This window comes from Methylomonas sp. HYX-M1 (assembly GCF_040741385.1).
Taxonomy (GTDB): domain Bacteria; phylum Pseudomonadota; class Gammaproteobacteria; order Methylococcales; family Methylomonadaceae; genus Methylomonas; species Methylomonas rhizoryzae.
Genome location: NZ_CP160405.1, coordinates 2,318,583 through 2,336,095, shown reverse-complemented (window position 1 = coordinate 2,336,095; position 17,513 = coordinate 2,318,583). Strand labels below are relative to the sequence as shown.

General features: G+C 54.7%; 14 protein-coding genes. 10 read left to right on the top strand and 4 right to left on the bottom strand.

The genetic code is table 11. The features are described from left to right. Positions 1-6 precede the first annotated feature (6 nt). Positions 7-423, bottom strand: a complete 417-nt coding sequence (fur, locus tag AB0A83_RS10485; protein ID WP_150048221.1) for a ferric iron uptake transcriptional regulator — start codon at positions 421-423, stop codon at positions 7-9. A 159-nt stretch (positions 424-582) separates the two neighbouring features. On the opposite strand from fur, the gene AB0A83_RS10480 reads away from it, so the two are divergent. Further along, complete coding sequence (locus AB0A83_RS10480) at positions 583-1,203, top strand: outer membrane protein assembly factor BamE (protein WP_367154070.1); 621 nt, start codon at positions 583-585, stop codon at positions 1,201-1,203. 184 nt (positions 1,204-1,387) lie between these two features. On the opposite strand, the gene AB0A83_RS10475 is transcribed toward AB0A83_RS10480, so the two are convergent. Then, positions 1,388-1,966: an ANTAR domain-containing response regulator gene (locus AB0A83_RS10475; RefSeq protein WP_150048220.1), complete on the bottom strand. Its 579-nt coding sequence runs from the start codon at positions 1,964-1,966 to the stop codon at positions 1,388-1,390. Between the two features lie 2 nt (positions 1,967-1,968). Continuing rightward, positions 1,969-3,447 carry an MFS transporter gene (locus tag AB0A83_RS10470; protein WP_150048219.1) on the bottom strand — a complete coding sequence of 493 codons (1,479 nt, stop codon included), beginning with the start codon at positions 3,445-3,447 and terminating at the stop codon, positions 1,969-1,971. Between the two features lie 473 nt (positions 3,448-3,920). On the opposite strand from AB0A83_RS10470, the gene nirB reads away from it, so the two are divergent. From nirB to AB0A83_RS10430, 8 genes are all read left to right on the top strand, one after another. Continuing rightward, the gene (nirB, locus tag AB0A83_RS10465; RefSeq protein ID WP_150048218.1) at positions 3,921-6,461 is read left to right on the top strand and encodes a nitrite reductase large subunit NirB; all 2,541 of its coding nucleotides are present in this window, start codon (positions 3,921-3,923) and stop codon (positions 6,459-6,461) included. Further along, on the top strand, positions 6,461-6,793 hold the full coding sequence (gene nirD / locus AB0A83_RS10460) for a nitrite reductase small subunit NirD (RefSeq protein ID WP_367154069.1): 333 nt from the start codon (positions 6,461-6,463) through the stop codon (positions 6,791-6,793). Before nirB ends, nirD begins: the two co-directional genes overlap by 1 nt. Positions 6,794-6,796: 3 nt before the next feature. After that, positions 6,797-7,714, top strand: a complete 918-nt coding sequence (locus tag AB0A83_RS10455) for a PhzF family phenazine biosynthesis protein (protein ID WP_150048216.1) — start codon at positions 6,797-6,799, stop codon at positions 7,712-7,714. Between the two features lie 23 nt (positions 7,715-7,737). Beyond that, entirely contained in the window at positions 7,738-9,939 is a 2,202-nt protein-coding gene (locus tag AB0A83_RS10450; protein ID WP_367154067.1) for a molybdopterin oxidoreductase family protein, read from the top strand. 224 nt (positions 9,940-10,163) lie between these two features. Beyond that, entirely contained in the window at positions 10,164-12,074 is a 1,911-nt protein-coding gene (locus tag AB0A83_RS10445) for a DmsC/YnfH family molybdoenzyme membrane anchor subunit (protein ID WP_367154066.1), read from the top strand. A 29-nt stretch (positions 12,075-12,103) separates the two neighbouring features. Beyond that, positions 12,104-12,460, top strand: coding sequence for a cupin domain-containing protein (locus AB0A83_RS10440; RefSeq protein ID WP_150048213.1), 357 nt, complete (start codon positions 12,104-12,106; stop codon positions 12,458-12,460). Between the two features lie 12 nt (positions 12,461-12,472). Next, a complete protein-coding gene (locus AB0A83_RS10435) occupies positions 12,473-13,993 on the top strand; it encodes an AAA family ATPase (protein ID WP_367154064.1) in 1,521 nt (506 codons plus the stop codon). Next, complete coding sequence (locus AB0A83_RS10430) at positions 13,993-15,705, top strand: VWA domain-containing protein (RefSeq protein WP_367154063.1); 1,713 nt, start codon at positions 13,993-13,995, stop codon at positions 15,703-15,705. The genes AB0A83_RS10435 and AB0A83_RS10430 overlap by 1 nt, the downstream gene beginning before the upstream one ends. A 32-nt stretch (positions 15,706-15,737) precedes the next feature. On the opposite strand, the gene AB0A83_RS10425 is transcribed toward AB0A83_RS10430, so the two are convergent. Continuing rightward, on the bottom strand, positions 15,738-16,274 hold the full coding sequence (locus tag AB0A83_RS10425; RefSeq protein ID WP_150048210.1) for a J domain-containing protein: 537 nt from the start codon (positions 16,272-16,274) through the stop codon (positions 15,738-15,740). Between the two features lie 303 nt (positions 16,275-16,577). Here AB0A83_RS10425 and AB0A83_RS10420 point away from each other — a divergent pair, with 303 nt between their 5' ends. Further along, positions 16,578-17,507 carry a ZIP family metal transporter gene (locus AB0A83_RS10420; RefSeq protein WP_150048209.1) on the top strand — a complete coding sequence of 310 codons (930 nt, stop codon included), beginning with the start codon at positions 16,578-16,580 and terminating at the stop codon, positions 17,505-17,507. Positions 17,508-17,513 lie beyond the last annotated feature (6 nt).

Sequence of the window (17,513 nt, the reverse complement as noted above, 5' to 3'; positions counted from 1 at the left end):
GGGGTGTTAGGGGCGTTTGCAGTCGTGGCAATAGCCGTATAGGTACAAGCTATGCTCGGTGAGTTGATAACCCAACCGATTTGCAATTTCCGCTTGGCGTTTTTCAATGACTTCGTCGGTAAATTCGTCCACTTTACCGCATTTGACACAGACCATATGGTCGTGGTGGTTGCCTTTGTTCAATTCGAAAATGGAGTTGCCGCCTTCGAAATGATGGCGATTGACTAAGCCGGCCGCTTCGAATTGGGTCAGTACCCTATAAACGGTTGCAAGACCTATATCTTCGCCTTCCGCCAGCAAGATTTTGTAAACTTTCTCGGCGGACAGATGTTTGTCATCGGCCTGCTTTTCCAGAATTTCCAGGATTTTAACCCGCGGTAACGTGACTTTGAGACCGGCGTTGCGTAATTCCTGTGTTTCCATAAGCTCATTCTCTTGAATCGGTGGCGCGGCATTGTAGCGGTTTTTCGCCCGAGCCGTTGGCTGAATTATGGGATAATGGAGAAGCCGTGTGTTCTCACTTGATCCCGATACATGAAAATAGCCGCTCTTGTTATAACTGCTACAGTACCGTTTGCGCTTGTGGGTTGCCAAACCATACTCTCTAATTTACCCGGCGTCTACAGCATCGACATCGAACAAGGGAATATCGTCGATCAGGCCATGGTAGATCAACTACGGCCGAACATGACGAAAAGGCAGGTGCTTTACATCATGGGGTCGCCGATGCTGTCCGATACTTTTCACGAACAGCGTTGGGATTATTTGTATTCCGATCAGCCCGGCGGGGAAGCGCGTATGCAAAAACGCATTTCCTTGTATTTTTCCGGCGAAAATCTGGTCGGCGTGCAAGGCGATTTTCGCCCCAGCGCAATGCCGGTCGTCAAGCAGTCCACCGAGACCACGGTCGATGTGCCCAAACGAGAGTTGGACAGCACCATGGGTGAAAAAATTACCGGTTTGTTTAGCTCGGACCCCGACACCGCCGCCGTCGCAGAGCGCTCCCGCGAGGCGGTGAATGCGGCTAAAGGCGGCTTGGAAGATAGCGCCGAAACTCAAATTAACGAAGCCGCCAAATCGGCAGGCGGGCAAGATAAAACCCTGTGGGAAAAAATTTCCGGCATATTCGATTCGGAATCGGAAGCGGACGGCAAAGCCGAGTCCGGCTCTGCCAACGCCAACAGCAAGGATGCGGGCAAATAAAAATCGTAGTCGCGTAATTTTCCTGCCGTTCGACACCGGATAGGCACTATCGTTGTGGCAACCCTAGCCGACGAGCGTACGAAGCGCTGGCGGCTTAACCTTCGCCGGCTAGCGGAAACGCGCTCAAGCCTAGCGGGCAAGCCTGCAGCTGGGCGCGTAGCATGGCGAACCCGGCACCCGCTCACTATTTCAACAATTCCGCCATTGCGATGACGTTTTTGGCCATTTCGCCCATCGAAATCTTTCGGTCCATCGCCAGTTTGCGGAGCGCGTGGTAGGCCTGATCTTCGGTATAGTTCTGCGACTTAATCAAAATCGCTTTGGCGCGATCGATGAACTTGCGTTCCTCCAGTTGGGTTTTGGCTTTTTGCAGTTCTTCTTTCAGCGCTTGTTGCTCGCGGAAACGAGCGATGGCCACATCGATGATGGCTTTGATACGCTTGGGTTCCAAGCCGTCTACGATATAAGCGCTGACCCCGGCTTTGATCACTTTATTGATGGTTTCGGTTTGCTGATCTTCGGCAAACATGATGACCGGTACGGCATAAAGCTGATTGATGTCCAACACCATTTTCAGGATCAGGTCGTCCGGACTGTACAGGTTTAATACCACCGCGTCCGGTTGCAGGGCCTTGATGACTTCCGGCAAATTCAAAGACTGCAGCTTCAGCGTAGCTACTTGGTAGCCGTGCTGCTGCAAGCATTTTTCCAGCATCAGGTCGGATTCGAACTCATCGACCACTAACACTTTCAGCGCTGTCATGGTCACTCCAGCTCGATTTTGACGACGGAGCCGTCCGGCAGGATTTCTGTAATAAAGGTTTTAGGTTCTTCCAGGAAGTACAACAATCCCAGCAACAGCAAGCAACAGCAGCCTAACATTAAAAAAAACGTGTTGGTCGGAACGAAGGTTAACACGATCAAAAACACGATGGAGCCGGCGTTGCCGTAGGCGCCGACGATACCGGCCACTTCGCCGGTGATAGCTCGCCTGACTAAGGGAACGAAGGCGAATATGGCGCCTTCCGCCGCTTGCATGAAAATCGCGCACAGCAAGGTCACGCAGACCGCCGCGCTCACCGACCATTGCTCGGAAATCAAGGCCATCAACAAATAGCCGCCCGTTAATCCGGCGATAAACAGCGTCAACGATAATTTACGGCCGATTTGATCGCTGAGTAAGCCGCCTGCCGGTCGAGCAAAAATATTGGTAACCACGAAACTGGAAGCCAATAAACCTGCATTCAGCATGGAGATATGCTGAGTTTGGTTGAAAGTATTGAAGAAAAACATCGGCAACATAGACAGCACGGCCAATTTGGAACCGAAAGTAATCAAATAAGCGATGGCCAATATCACTACTTGCCGATAATGATATTGGTGAATGCTGGGAACCGGTTGACTCAGGCGTTCGGCGTTGTGGTTGACCAGATGTTTGGCATGCAGCAGAAACACGGCCCAAATCACGGCATGGATGCCGGCGGCCCAGGACGGCGACAGGATGGGATCCGCCAGGGCGGAAAGCTTCCAGGTCAGAAGCGATAAGGTGGCGTACAGGGGAAGCAGGCTAAAGACGTACAAAAACAGGTCGTTAATGCTGCTGACTTCCATGCTGCTGGCGCGTTTACCTTTCAAGCCCGCTAGCGCCGGCGGCAAGTTTTCGACCTTGAAATAGTAGACGACGGAAAAAATGATGGCCATGCCGCCGGTAACCGCGACCGCGTAGCGCCAACCTTGATCTTCTCCCAAATACAAAGCCAAGCCCGGCAAACAAATGGCGGCAATAGCCGAGCCGAAATTTCCCCAGCCGGCGTAAATGCCTTCGGCCGTGCCGACTTGGCTGGACGGAAACCAGTCGCCGATAACGCGCACGCCGACCACGAAGCCCGCGCCGATGAAACCGAGCAGAAACCGCGACCAAGCCAGCTCGGCGAAATTGTCGGCTGTCGCGAACATGAAGCAGGGAATGCTGCAAATGGCCAGCAGTACGCTATAACTGATTTTGGCGCCGAATCGATCGACCACCAAGCCGATAATGACGCGGGCCGGAATAGTCAAAGCCACGTTAAGCAACAGAATGATTTCCACGTCGGCGTTGCTGATGCCCAGGTCCTGTTGGATCAACACCATTAACGGGGCGTGATTAAACCAAATCACAAAGCTGATGAAAAAAGCCATCCAGCTCATGTGCAGGATTTTGGTTTTTCCTTGCATGGAAAGCAGGTCGAAAGGGATAACTGGCATGAAATAATCCAATAAACAAAACCGATACAGTTTGTGCGAGAAAGGTGTTGGCACGCAACATTAAAACGGTTGCGTAAAAAGAAAGCAATTTGGATTCAATTCAACACGCCTCAGGAGCCGTCTAATGCTCGAATAGTGCGCACCAATTTGGTTCATTTAAGCGGTGTCTCTGGCCAGATCGGTGCGTTGCTGTCAATCGTATGCTTATTGAAATCATTAACTAATTGAATTAAAATAATAATATAAACTGGTATATATATTGCTTTTATCCGATTAAGTCTCCCGCTGAGCTTATCTTGTCATTGTTACCTGGACAAAGGCGTCCGTTTTTTTGCACATATGCAACTAAAACGGGTCGCCTTTTTTTTTGCTCCAAAAAAATGCGAACGAGCGGGAAGCACTCTTGAAATCCACGAGCCGGCGCAATTTCAAGCGGGGGCCGGAGTCAGCAAATTTATTATTTCGAGGTTGGCATGAACAACAAACAAACCTTGGTTGTTATCGGTAACGGTATGGTCGGACAACATTTTCTGGCCGGATTCGCCAATAGCGCCGCCAAAGAGCAATTCCGAGTCGTCACTTTTTGCGAGGAACCGCGCCCGGCCTACGATAGGGTGCATTTGTCCGAGTATTTTTCCGGCAAAACCGCAGAAGATTTATCGCTGGTTCCGGAAGGTTTTTTCGAAGAAACCGGCATAGAAATTCTGTTGGGCGATCGGGCCGCCGGCATAGATCGGAACAACAAAACGGTAACCTCTGCCAACGGGGTAACGATTGCATACGACAAGTTGGTATTGGCGACAGGCTCTTACCCCTTCGTGCCGCCGGTTCCCGGCCACGAACGCGAACGCTGCCTGGTTTACAGAACCATAGAAGATCTGGAAGCAATCCAAGCCGCCGCAGCGCAATCCAAAGTCGGCACCGTAGTCGGCGGCGGCTTGTTGGGTTTGGAGGCGGCCAAAGCCCTCAGAGATTTAGGTCTGGATACCCATGTGGTCGAATTTGCGCCGCGCCTGATGGCCGTGCAACTGGACGAGGGCGGCGGTGCGATGTTGCGCCGCAAAATCGAAGCGTTGGGCGTAAAAGTGCATCTAAGCAAAAACACCACCTTGATCGACGACGGCGAAACCTGTTTGCACAAAATGAATTTCGCCGACGGTGAAGTGTTGGAAACCGACCTGATATTGTTCTCTGCCGGCATCCGGCCGCGCGACGACATCGCCCGCAGCTGCGGACTGGAGGTCGGCCCGCGCGGCGGCATCGTCATCGACAACCAATGCCGCACCTCCGATCCGGACATCTACGCGATCGGCGAATGCGCATTGTGGAACGGACAAATTTTCGGATTGGTTGCGCCCGGTTACACCATGGCCCGCACCGTGGTCGCCGACTTGAGCGGTGAATCGGCTGAGTTTACCGGCGCGGATATGAGCACCAAGCTGAAATTGATGGGCGTTGATGTGGCCAGCATCGGCGATGCGCACGCCAAAACCGCAGGCTCTCTGGTCTATACCTACCAAGACGGCCGCGGCGAAATCTATAAGCGCCTGGTGACCAGTGCCGACAACAAATTGTTGCTGGGTGCCGTGCTGGTCGGTGATGCCAACGGTTATAGCACCTTGTTGCAATACAGTTTGAACGGTATCGAACTGCCGGCCAATCCGGATTCTTTGATTCTACCGCAGCGCCACGACGAGTCGGTCGGCTTGGGGCCGGACGCTTTACCGGAAAGCGCGCAAATTTGTTCCTGCTACGCGGTTTCGAAAGGCGATATTTGTTCGGCGATTGCCGCCGGTTGCACCACCGTACCCAAGCTGAAGGCGGAAACCAAGGCCGGAACCGGCTGCGGCGGCTGCGGGGCGCTGTTGAAATCGGTACTGGATTGCGAATTGAAAAAAGCCGGTTTCGAGGTCAATACCGACATATGCGAGCATTTTCCGCACACCCGGCAGGATTTGTACAACATCATTCGGGTTGAAAAAATCAAAACCTTCGACGAACTACTGGACAAACACGGCCGCGGTTTGGGCTGCGAGGTCTGCAAGCAAGCGATCGGTTCCATTTTGGCCTCCTACTGGAACGAATACGTCTTGGAAACGCCGCACTTGGGCCTACAGGATACCAACGACACGTTTTTGGCCAATATGCAAAAAGACGGCACTTATTCCGTGGTACCCCGAGTGACCGGCGGCGAAATCAGCCCTGACATGCTGATTGCGCTGGGCGAAGTGGCGAAAAAATACGGCTTGTACACCAAGATTACCGGCGGGCAACGGGTGGACTTGTTCGGCGCCAGGGTCGAGCAACTGCCGATGATCTGGGCCGAATTGATTGCGGCCGGCTTCGAATCCGGCCACGCGTACGGCAAATCGCTACGTACCGTGAAATCCTGCGTCGGCAGCACCTGGTGCCGCTTTGGGGTGGACGACAGCGTCGGTCTTGCGGTCGAGCTGGAAAACCGTTACAAGGGCTTACGCGCGCCGCATAAAATCAAAATGGCGGTGTCGGGTTGCACCCGCGAATGCGCCGAAGCGCAGGGCAAGGATATAGGCGTGATCGCCACTGAGAACGGCTGGAATCTTTATGTATGCGGCAACGGCGGCATGAAACCGCGCCACGCCGACCTGATTGCAACTAACTTGGACAAACAAACTCTGATCAAATACATCGACCGGGTATTGATTTTTTACGTGCGCACCGCGGACCGTTTGCAACGGACCTCGGTTTGGATGGAAAACATGGAAGGCGGGCTGGATTATTTGCGTTCGGTCATCATCGACGACAAATTGGGCATTTGCGCCGAACTGGAACAGCAAATGCAGTACGTCATCGATACCTATCAATGCGAGTGGAAAACCACGCTGGAAAACGAAAGCAAGCTAAAACGTTTTCGCCACTTTATTAATAGCGATGCCGCCGACGAAAACGTGGTATTCGTCGAAGAACGCGGTCAAATCCGCCCGGCAACCCCGGAAGAAAAACAACTGCGCACAGCTCAAGAGGAGATTGCTTAATGACAACCTGGATAGACGTTTGCCATATTGACGATTTGCAGCCGGACTCCGGTGTCTGCGCGTTGGTCAAAGGCAAGCAAGTGGCGATTTTTTATCTGACCCGGCCGAAAGCGGTCTACGCCATCGGTAATTTCGACCCGTTTAGCGACGCCAACGTACTGTCGCGCGGCATGATAGGAGACCTGGGCGGCAAGCTGATGGTGGCTTCCCCGATGTACAAACAACATTTCGATTTGACCACAGGGGTGTGTTTCGAAGACACACAAGTCAGGGTGCCGGCTTATCCGGCCCGGATTAACGGCGATAGGGTTGAAATCCAGTTGGGGGAATAACGCATGAATTATCAGTATTACATTGCCGACGTATTTACCGACCGGATTTTCAACGGCGCACAAATTGCCGTATTTCCGGCCGCGGACGGTTTGGACGGCGACACCATGGCGCGCATCGCCCGCGAATTGAATTTATCGGAAACGGTGTTCGTGTCGCGTTTACCGGACGAAGCAAATACTTGGCGCATGCGCATTTTTTCGCCGTTCAAGGAAATCGACTTCGCCGGTCACCCGGTAATTGCCACGGCATACGTGTTGGCGGAAAGCGGCGAACTGCAATTGCCCAAACAGCTTACTCACTTGGTTTTGCGGCAAAACGTCGGCGATATAGAGGCTAACGTGACCAGCCGGGACGGCAAGCCGGTCTTCATTCAGTTCAGCCGCTCAGGCGATGCCATCATCGACCGCTTCGCCCCGACCGACGAAGAGTTATGCCAGTTTCTAGGCCTGCAAATTTCCGATTTGGATCATAAAAAATACTCGCCGCGCTTGGTTTCTTGCGGCATGCCGTATTTGATCGTGCCGGTATGGAATTACGAATCGGTGCGCAAGGCTCGTTTCAACTATGCGGCCTGGAGTCAATCCATCGCACCGCAAACCGCCGCGCAGGAAATTTTGCTGTTCGCGCCGAAATCGCCGAATCCGGATGCCGATTTCAACGCTCGCTTGTTCGGCCCCAACATCAGCTTATACGACGATCCGCCGGTCGGCAGCGCGATGCCGGCCTTTTGCCACTATCTGTGCTCGTTCGAGCATACCCAAAAAGGCACCCACACTTTTTCCGTAGAACGCGGCGAAATCAAAACCCGGCGCAGCTTGCTACAGCTGGAAATGGACAATAAGCAGCAGGAAAGGCTGATGGTGCGCATCGGCGGCCGCGCCGTGATTTTTGCGGACGGGTGGATTCATTTACCTGATTAATAGAGTTATCGAGGCCACAGCTTATGTTATTCGGTCGCAATCAGAAAAACCCGATCGTCATCGCCGACAAACAAGTCGTCAAGTGGACCTATTCCACTTGCAACTATTGTTCTACCGGTTGTTCTATCGAAATCGGCACCGATAAAGACGGTCAGCCGGTTGCCAACCGCGGGGTCGGCGGCGCCGACGTAAACCGCGGCAAGTTATGCGTGAAAGGCATTTTCGAGCACGAAGTGTTCGAAGCGGCAGGGCGCGGCGAAAAACCCTTGCTACGCCACGCCATCCACCAAGGCTACGATATGGTGAATTGGGATGCGGCGCTGGATCATATGGCCGCACAAATCCGCCGCATCCAAACCCGCTACGGGCGCGACTCGTTCGCAATCGTGTCTACCGGGCAATTGCTGACCGAGGAATTTTACACGCTGGGTAAACTGACCCGCGGCGTGATCGGCACCAACAATTACGACGGCAACACGACCTTGTGCATGGCCTCGGCGGTATCCGGCTATAAACGTTCTTTCGGTTCCGACGGCCCCCCCGGCTGTTACGAAGATTTCGAGCACACCGACTGCTTGATGGCCTGGGGCTCGAATTTGCCGGAACAACATCCCATCATTTACTGGCGCATGAAGGAAGCCCAGGAAAAGCGGGGTTTTCCGTTGATCGTGGTCGATCCCAGGGTAACCATGCTGGCGCAAAACGCCGACATCCACCTGGCGATCACGCCCGGCACCGACGTGGTGTTGCAAAACGCCATGATGCACGTGATTTTGGCCGAGGGCTTGGAAGACCGGGCCTACATCGAAGCCAATACCACCGGCTTCGAGCAACTGGAAAAAGAAGTCCAGAAATACGATCCGACAACGGCTGCCAAGATTTGCGGCATAGACGAAGATACCATCCGTTTGGTAGCGCGGATGTACGCTAAAGCCGACAAGGCCATGAGCATCTGGACCATGGGCATCAACCAAAGCACCCACGGCTCGGACGGCGTGGTCGGCATCAATAATCTGAATTTGATCACCGGCAACATAGGCAAGGCGGGCGGCACCAGTTTGTCCATCACCGGCCAATGCAATGCGATGGGCACACGCGAATGGTCGTCTTGCTCCGGGTTGCCGGGTTACCGTGCGCTGGAAAAAACCGAAGACCGGCAGGAAATCGCCGATTTTTGGGGCATAGACGCGGAATTTTTCCCCAAAAAACGCGGCTTGACCGAAACCGATATTTTTCCGGCGATCGAAGCCGGCGAAATCAAGGGCTTGTGGCTAGTGGCCACCAATCCTATGACCTCCATGCCTAACACCGCACGAATTCGCAAGACTCTGGAAAAACTCGAGTTCTTGGTGGTGCAGGACGCTTACGTCGACGTGGAAACCATCGAATACGCGCACCTGTTTTTACCGGCGGCGATTTGGGCAGAAAAAGAGGGCGTGTATACCAATACCGAACGCCGGGTCAACATCGTTCGTCAAGTCAAACCGCCGCACGCCGACAGCAAATCGGATTTGGACATTTTCAACGAGCTGGCCAAACGTTTCGAACAAGGGCGAAAAATCCACTTTCCGGAGAAACCGGCCGAGGTGTTTGCAGAAATGAAGGCGTTGTCCAAAGGCCGCTTACTGGACATCTCCGGCATGGATCACGATTTGATCGAAGAAAAGCGCGGCATCCAATGGCCTTATACGGAGGCACAAGCCCGAAACGGAGAAGCCCCGCAAACGGCCGGCGTGCGCCTGTATACCGAGCCGGCCAGCTTTAGTTTTGCCGACGGCATGGCCAAATTGATTCCGTTGCCGTTTATCGACAATAACGAAGTGCCGGACGACGAATTTCCGTTTTGGCTGAATTCCGGGCGGTTGGTGGAACATTTTCACACCCGGACCCGGACCGGCAAGATAGGCAACAACAACAAATTCAGCCCGACGCCGTTCATGGAAATGAACCCGGACGCGGCGGCCGAATTGGGGATTACCCACCAGTCTTACGTCAGAGCCGTATCGCGGCGCGGCGACGCGGTGGTGATGGTTATGCTGACTCAGCGCGTGCCGAAGAACATGGTGTTCATCCCGTTTCACTTCTTCGACTGCGTCAACCGGTTGACCTTGGGCTTGTTGGATCCGCATTCGCGTCAACCGGCTTTCAAACAGTCGGCGGTGCGGATAGAGCACATCGACCAATTGCAAGCCGCGCGCTTGAACAAAGAACTAAGGGCTTATTGAGTCCTTGCCGGACGACAGCGCCGTCGCCGGCTGGGATTAGGTTAAGCCGGAACCTTTGCCTTCGAGTCAGACGAGCGGCAATTAGCGTTCCGCTCGCCGATGCGCAATCGGCATACCACGGCGCCGCGGGTGCGGCGCGACTCCACGAATCGAACGGCACTCGGGCTTGTTTGTCCCGGGTCGGCCAAATTTTCGGCGCATTTCGCCGGTAATCGAGATTGACTATGTTTGAAGTAAGAAACGACGAACCCGACTACGCGTTTTTGTGGGATAAGGAAACCAAAACGCAAAACCGCTACGGACAAGACATCGAGTTGGCAAAGGCAGGCGACGATTTGCACGGCAAGAGCCTGAATATCAACGGCGACAGCGGCATCGGCGACAATCCCAATCGGTATAAGCAACACGGTTTTTTCTTTACCGCCGACAATTGCATAGGTTGCCACGCCTGTGAATCGGCCTGTTCGGAGAAAAACGACAATCCGGCCCACATCGCCTTTCGTTCGGTCGGCTTCGTGGAAGGTGGGACTTATCCGAATTATCAGCGCATCAATATTTCGATGGCTTGCAACCACTGCGACGATCCGGTGTGCTTGAAAGGCTGCCCGACCCGCGCTTACACCAAATTCACAGAATACGGCGCGGTGCTGCAAGATCCGGAAATCTGTTTCGGCTGCGGCTACTGTACCTGGGTATGCCCTTACAATGCGCCGCAGCTGGACCCGGTCAAAGGTCAGGTCAGTAAATGCAATATGTGCGTGGACCGTCTGGAAGTCGGCCTCAAGCCGGCTTGCGTCAGTGCCTGCTTGGGTAATGCGTTGGATTTCGGCGTGGTCGAAAACATTCCGGAAGGGCGGGTGCAGGCCAAAACCGAGATTCCCGGCTTTCCCAGCGCCGAGATTACCCACCCCAACATCCGGTTTCAGCAAACCCGTTCCACCCATCGGGAAATGACCCGCACCGACAGTATGCCCGTCAAATATCACCGCGACGATCAGGTCGGTCTATTCAAACCGGTGGTGGACCGCAAGCACGGCGAAGCGATGCACTGGAATTTGCGCAAATTGCTGACCAGTCACGAGAGCGCGCACGTGATTTTCACCCTGTGTACCCAAGGCACACTCGGCGCTTTCTTGCTTATGCTGCTAGGCCCTAGCCTCGGCTTGCCGGAACTGGCTTTGGTCAAGCAATCCCCGGTGTTCGCCCCGTTATTGGCGAGCGTCGTGTTGTTGTGCAGCTTGGGACTGTACAAATTGAATATGCATCTCGGCAAGCCGCATCGTTTCTACCGCGGATTCAACAATTTGCGTCTGTCGCCGGTCAGCCGGGAGATTGCCGGGGTGTCGGCGTTTTACACCGGATTGCTGGGTTATAGCGCGTTTGCACTGTTCGATAACGGGTTCACCGATTTTATTGCCGGGATGTTCGGCATGTTGGCGCTGATCGGCGGCCCGGTCGGCTTGTTTTACATGTACAAACTGTACCGGATTCCGGCCCGGCCGTTTTGGAACCATTACCAAACCGGTACCGCGTTTTTCGGCAGCATGCTCAGTCTTGGCGGCTTGATCGTCGCGGTGGCGGCTTTGACGAAATTGCCGCTGTCAACAGCGGGTTTGCCAGCGCTGAGCGCCGGCTTGGCCGCCGTCATCGCTACAGGGCTCAGCCTGGAAGCGTTCGGACACCTGATGCATGCCCGCGACATGCAAGCCCTGGGCAACGAAGGCGCCGCTTCGCACTATCAACAAACCACGTTTTACGGTAAATCCTATTGGCTGCGTAACGGCCTGCTAGCCTATGCCGTTGTTCAAGCCTGGATGTTATCGCTAACCGGCGTTTCCGGCGGTTTCGGTCTGGCCTGTGCGCTAGCGTTGGCGATGGCGATGCTGATATCCGCGGTGTTCGGCCGTTCGCTGTTCTTCGTATTAGTGATTCCGACCACGATGCCGGGGGCGTTTTTCTGGAAAAACCAAGGTTTCGTCGAGCACGCCCGCGAAACCGGCCTGGCCGACGCGCCGCAGCACGGCGTGGTATACGAGCGCCACCACGCATTCGATGTCGGCGAATTGATGGCAACCATCAAAGCCCACTCCCTAGACGACATGATTAAGCACATCAAATGGATTTTCGGTAAATGATTCAACCTTAACCTAGCGAGGCATAAAGCATGCAAGCGGACCAGCGTATCTTTATATTGCAAGATTATTTGCAACCCTGTGCGGACGATCCCATTCGCTCGCTGGTATTGCAAACCGAGCACGCCGCCATCGTCGCCTGGCACGTCGCGCCCGGTCAGGAAATTGCCGCCCACGTCCATCCGGGCGGGCAAGACACCTGGACGGTCATTTCCGGCGAAGCGGATTATTATTTGGGTGGCCGGCAAAGCATGAAACTGAAACCCGGCGACATCGCGGTGGCTAAAGTCGGCGAAGTACACGGTGCTTTGAATTCCGGCAGTGAGCCTTTCGTCTTCGTCTCGGTTGTGGCCGGCTCGATGCCGGGTTACCAGTTAGCGGATAAATAGCTAGGCAAGTCGATGAAAAGCCGCATCCAAACCATGGTCCGCCAACTCGCCGCCGGCTTGCTGGAACGCGACGAACCCTTGCGTTTGGCCTTGCTGTCCGCGTTGGCCGGCGAACATCTTTTATTGCTCGGCCAGCCGGGTACCGCTAAAAGCGAAATGGCCAGGCGTTTGCATTTGGCGTTCAGCGACGGCGGTTACTTCGAACGCTTGCTGACTAAATTTTCGGTGCCGGAAGAGCTATTCGGGCCGCTGTCGATCAAGGCCTTGGAGGAAGACCGCTATCTGCGCTTGACCGAACGTTATTTGCCTAGCGCCAGCATTGCCTTCATAGACGAAATTTTCAAGGCTAACAGCGCGATATTGAATGCATTGTTGACGCTATTGAACGAACGCGAATTCGACAACGGCGATGCCCGGCTCAAAGTGCCGTTGATCTCGGTGATCGCCGCCAGCAACGAGTTGCCGGAGGATGATAGCTTGCTTGCCCTGTACGACCGGTTTTTATGCCGTTATCAGGTGCAGGCGGTCAGCGATGCGCAGTTTGTCGCGTTGTTACAGTTAACCGAAACCAAGGCTCAGCTTGACGCCGGATTGCGCTTCAGTCGCGACGAGATTGCCCGAATTCAAGCCGACGCCGTCACAGTGACCTTGCCGGAGCAGGTATTAACATTGCTTCAAGAGTTACGGCAATTTCTGCAACAAAACGGCCTACAGGTCTCGGATCGGCGCTGGCGCAAGGCCGTCAAACTGCTGAAAGTCGCCGCGTTTACCGACGACAGGCGGCAGGTGTCGATTTGGGATTGCGGTTTGCTGCAACATTGTCTGTGGTCTGATCCGGAACAACGCGAAATGCTATTCGCATGGTACTGCCGTTACGTCGGCACCGGCAGCCAGTTAGGCTTGCCGGCCCTGGACAAATTGGTGGCGACTTGGGAAGCCGCCTTGCAGCGCGACAGTCACAGCCAAGTGCAACGGCTGGACCATCAAGGCCGGCCGGTATTTATCGCTGCCGACGGCCGCACCACTCTACAGCCCGTCACCCATAATGCGGTCATGCGCGACGGCCAGCTTTTGTACCTCGCTCCACCCGGCACCGAGGAGCGCAGCAATGACGGTACGGGTTACAGCAAGCAGGAACTGGCGCAGCGCTTTTTCGACCGCTTGTACCAACAGACGCATTTGGACGGCCAATGGGTACACCTGGACCAATACGTCGCCAATCCGGCCAACCGCTTCATCGAACGGATAGAAAATGCACCGTGCATGGAGCCGTTAAAACACAGTTCGGCCTTCATCGCCGCGCGGCTAGCCGAAACCGGACGTTTGACGGTGGAGCTGACCGCTTTGCGCGACAGCGTGCAAAACCAAGTCGATTCGTTAGCCGCTACCTTGCGCGATCCGCTATGGCTGCCGGCCGAGTTTGCGCAAACGGCGGCGGCCGGCTTGCAACAAGCCTTGCGGCATGTAACACAATTGCTTGCCCGGCTGCAGGCGGTGGCCGACGGTTACGCCGGTTTGCCGCAACTCGGCTGATGTTTCGCCGCTTCGAAACCCGCTTTGCCTTGCTGGACGCATTGCCGGACAGTCTTTATAGCCCGGTCGTTACCCATAGCCACGGTGAATTATTGGCACGCAGCGCTGCGGTGCTGCACTGGCGCGCTTGTCTGCTGGCCGGTCAATTACCGGAGCCGGACGCCACCGATTGGCCGGAACGCAACATTCGCCATACTATTTTGATGCGCCTGGAAACCTTGGAAATCGTGCAGTATTGCCGCGGCCAAGCGGAGCTGACCGACAGCATCTTGCTGGATCTACTGGAAGGTATAGGTAGCGCCGAGGATTATTTCGCTCTGAAACCGGACGGTTTCGTCGACAAATTGGCCCAGCGCCAGAAAATCAAAAACCAAGACTCGTCGTTCGCCGATCCGGAAGGGCTGGCCGACCACGTCGAACGCTCGGGCGGCGGGGGTGAGCCTAACTTATCGTCACAGGCCCCCACCCGCCCATCCGAACCATTGCCGCAAGCAAACAACGTTGTCGACGAATCGCGATTGAGCTTGAATTCGCTGCCCCCCGGGCTGGCGGATTTGCCAAGCGAACCTAGCCCGGCCCAAAATGAAAATACCGATGGCAGCGTAGCGGCAACCCCGCCGTCAGGCAGCACTTCTTCAGGCCCCGGCGTTGAGATAGAGAAAATAGTGAGCGAACCTCTCGAACGCAACTGGCGTGAACTGGCACAAACCTGGCAGCAACTATCGGCCGTGTACGCCGAATTGGGCGGCTTGCTGGGCCGAGGTTGGGATTTGACTCAAGGTGTGTTAGCCGTGCACGGCTGGCGCGACATCGTGCGTTATCGGCGTTTGTTGCAGGACTCGCCGGAATTGGTCGAATTGATTGCGCTGATCGGACGTTTACGCCGTTCAATCGGCACGGAGAACTTACAGGCACTGGCCGAACGCATCGTCGCGCCGTTACGACGCCCGTACCCCGAGCCGCGGCCGCAGCATAATCCCCACCCCCCTATGGAAACCGGCGGCATCGAATTAGACGACGACTTGACGCGCATGCTACCCAGCGAACTGTCGCAACTGGGGCATCCCAAACTCAAGTGGTTATGGCATGCGCGTCGAGCGGAGCGGCGCTTGCTGACTTATTGCCGCCATGGTTTGCTGCCTGAGCCGCTTTGGGAGGAGCAGGACTTGGATGTGGACGCGCAATGCCCGCCGCAAGTCCAACCCGGCGGCTTGGGGGCCGGACCCATCATTGTATGTTTGGATACCTCGGCGTCTATGCACGGCGCACCGGAAACGATCGCCAAAGCCATTGTGTTGGAGGTGTTGCGGCTGGCCTACGCGGAACACCGGGCTTGTCATATTTACGCATTTAGCGGGCCGCAGCAGATACTGGAGCACGAACTGGATTTAACCCGCGGTGGCTTGAAGCAGCTATTACAATTTTTGCAACATAGCTTTCACGGCGGTACCGACGTCGTACAACCTTTACTGAACGCCTTGGCCAAACAACACAACGAAGCTTGGCTAAATGCCGATATTCTCCTGATTACCGACGGACGCTTCCCTTTACAGGCTCCGGCGTTTGAGCGCATCGAAACGCTAAAACGCCAACAAGGCTTGCGCATTCATGGACTGTTGCTGGGCAACTGGCGCAGCCGGGCTTTGGAGGCCCTGTGCGAGCCTTTGCATCGGTTCAACGGAATGCAGTCCGGCGCAGAGGAACTTGATTAGGAGATGACCGAGCTAAACTTATCGCCCGCCGATCACGCCGTTCGTTCCAGCAACGCATTGCGGGCCTCGGTGATCCGGATAAACTGCTCATGGCTGCCGCCGACGTCGGGGTGGGCCTTCTGAGCCAGCCGCCGAAAAGCGGTTTTGATCTGGGTGGGATCGAGCGCTCCGTCTAACGGCAAATTCAGGACTTGGCGATGTTGCCGGTCGCTGAGTCGGCGGTCGTGGTTTGGCGGTTGAATTCGGCTTTGGTTGTAGCGTGTTTGGTACTCGAATAGCCTTGCCTGCGCCGCGCGGCGTTGTTTGAGGGATTCCCGACGCAACGCCACTTGATCGTCTTGCCATTTTTGCCGCGACATGACCGCGCAAGCGGCAAAATCCATCCAACCTTTTGCCTCAAGTTCATCGAGATTAAACGGTCCGACCATATCGTAAGGCTCCTCCAGCCAAGCGTTTCGGCCAGCCGGCCCGGCTTCAATCCGCCCGATCGTCACGGTATCGACAATGCCGAGCGAGCCGTTCCAAATGACCCATAGCTCTTCTTGTTCCGGCCACGGACTGTGATGCATGCTTTTTCTCCGGTTGGCTGATTGAAAAGGTTTTTCAATCAGCAGCAAATTGAATACCAAGAATCCGAGCCTTTGTGAAAACAGCGCTATCCGGCGTCTGTCGGAAGCAAGCGCTAACGGCCTGAAATGGATATTTAGTCGTTCATTACCGATGAGGCACGGGAAAACGCACAAAATGTAATTTTTTCGACAAAGTAAAGCTTATTGCAAAAGGTCAAGCGGCACGGCTTGGGTAAGTGTTTCATCGTGGGATTAAATCCTTGCGTATAATCGGTTTTTCACTCACGTGCGATAAGGATACTTATGTTTGACTTAGAACTGTTTTTTGCCAATCGGGTGCAGCAATTACAGGCTTACCCTCTGTATTCCAGGGTGATGGAATTACCGAAACCGCAGCGATGGGCGGCGTGGTTGAGCGCGTTTTTGTTGAGTCAAATACTGGTGTTCGGTAGTTTATATCTGCTTTTCGGTTCGTTAGTCGTCATAGGGTTTTTCGCAAGTATTTTGGCCGGTTTGGCGACAGGGTTGGGCGCTTTGCCGGCCTTGTTCCTGAAAGATATATCGGCGCGGTTGTTTAACGGCATGTTAGGCGCTGCAGCGGGGGTGATGTTGGCGGCTACCGCGTTTTCTTTGTTGGTACCGGGAATTGACTTTGGCGAACAAGCTTGGCCGGGTAAAGGTTTGCTGGTTGTTTCGGTCGGCATGTTGTTGGGTGCGCTGTTTTTACATTTCGCGGATCAAAAGCTGCCGCACTTGCATTTTGAAACGGTTGCCGAAGAAAGCCTGGATTCCCTGCAAAAGATTTCGCTATTTATCATCGCGATAACCATACATAATTTTCCGGAAGGCATGTCGGTCGGAGTAAGTTTCGGCACCGGGGACCTGCACAACGGCAGCGTGCTGGCCATTGCCATCGCGTTGCAAAATATCCCGGAAGGCTTGGCCGTCGCCTTGCCGTTGGTCGGCTTAGGTTACGACAAATGGAAGGCTGTCGGTATCGCGACCTTGACCGGCTTAGTGGAACCGGTCGGTGGATTGTTGGGCATCACCATGGTGACGGTTTTTTCTTCGTTTTTACCGATAGCGATGGGATTCGCGGCCGGCGCGATGTTATTTGTCATCAGTGAAGAAATTATTCCGGAAACGCATGCCAAAGGCCGTTCCAGGGTTGCGACCTTTTCGTTGATGGGCGGCTTCATCATCATGATGATACTGGACAAGATAATCGGTTGATGGTTT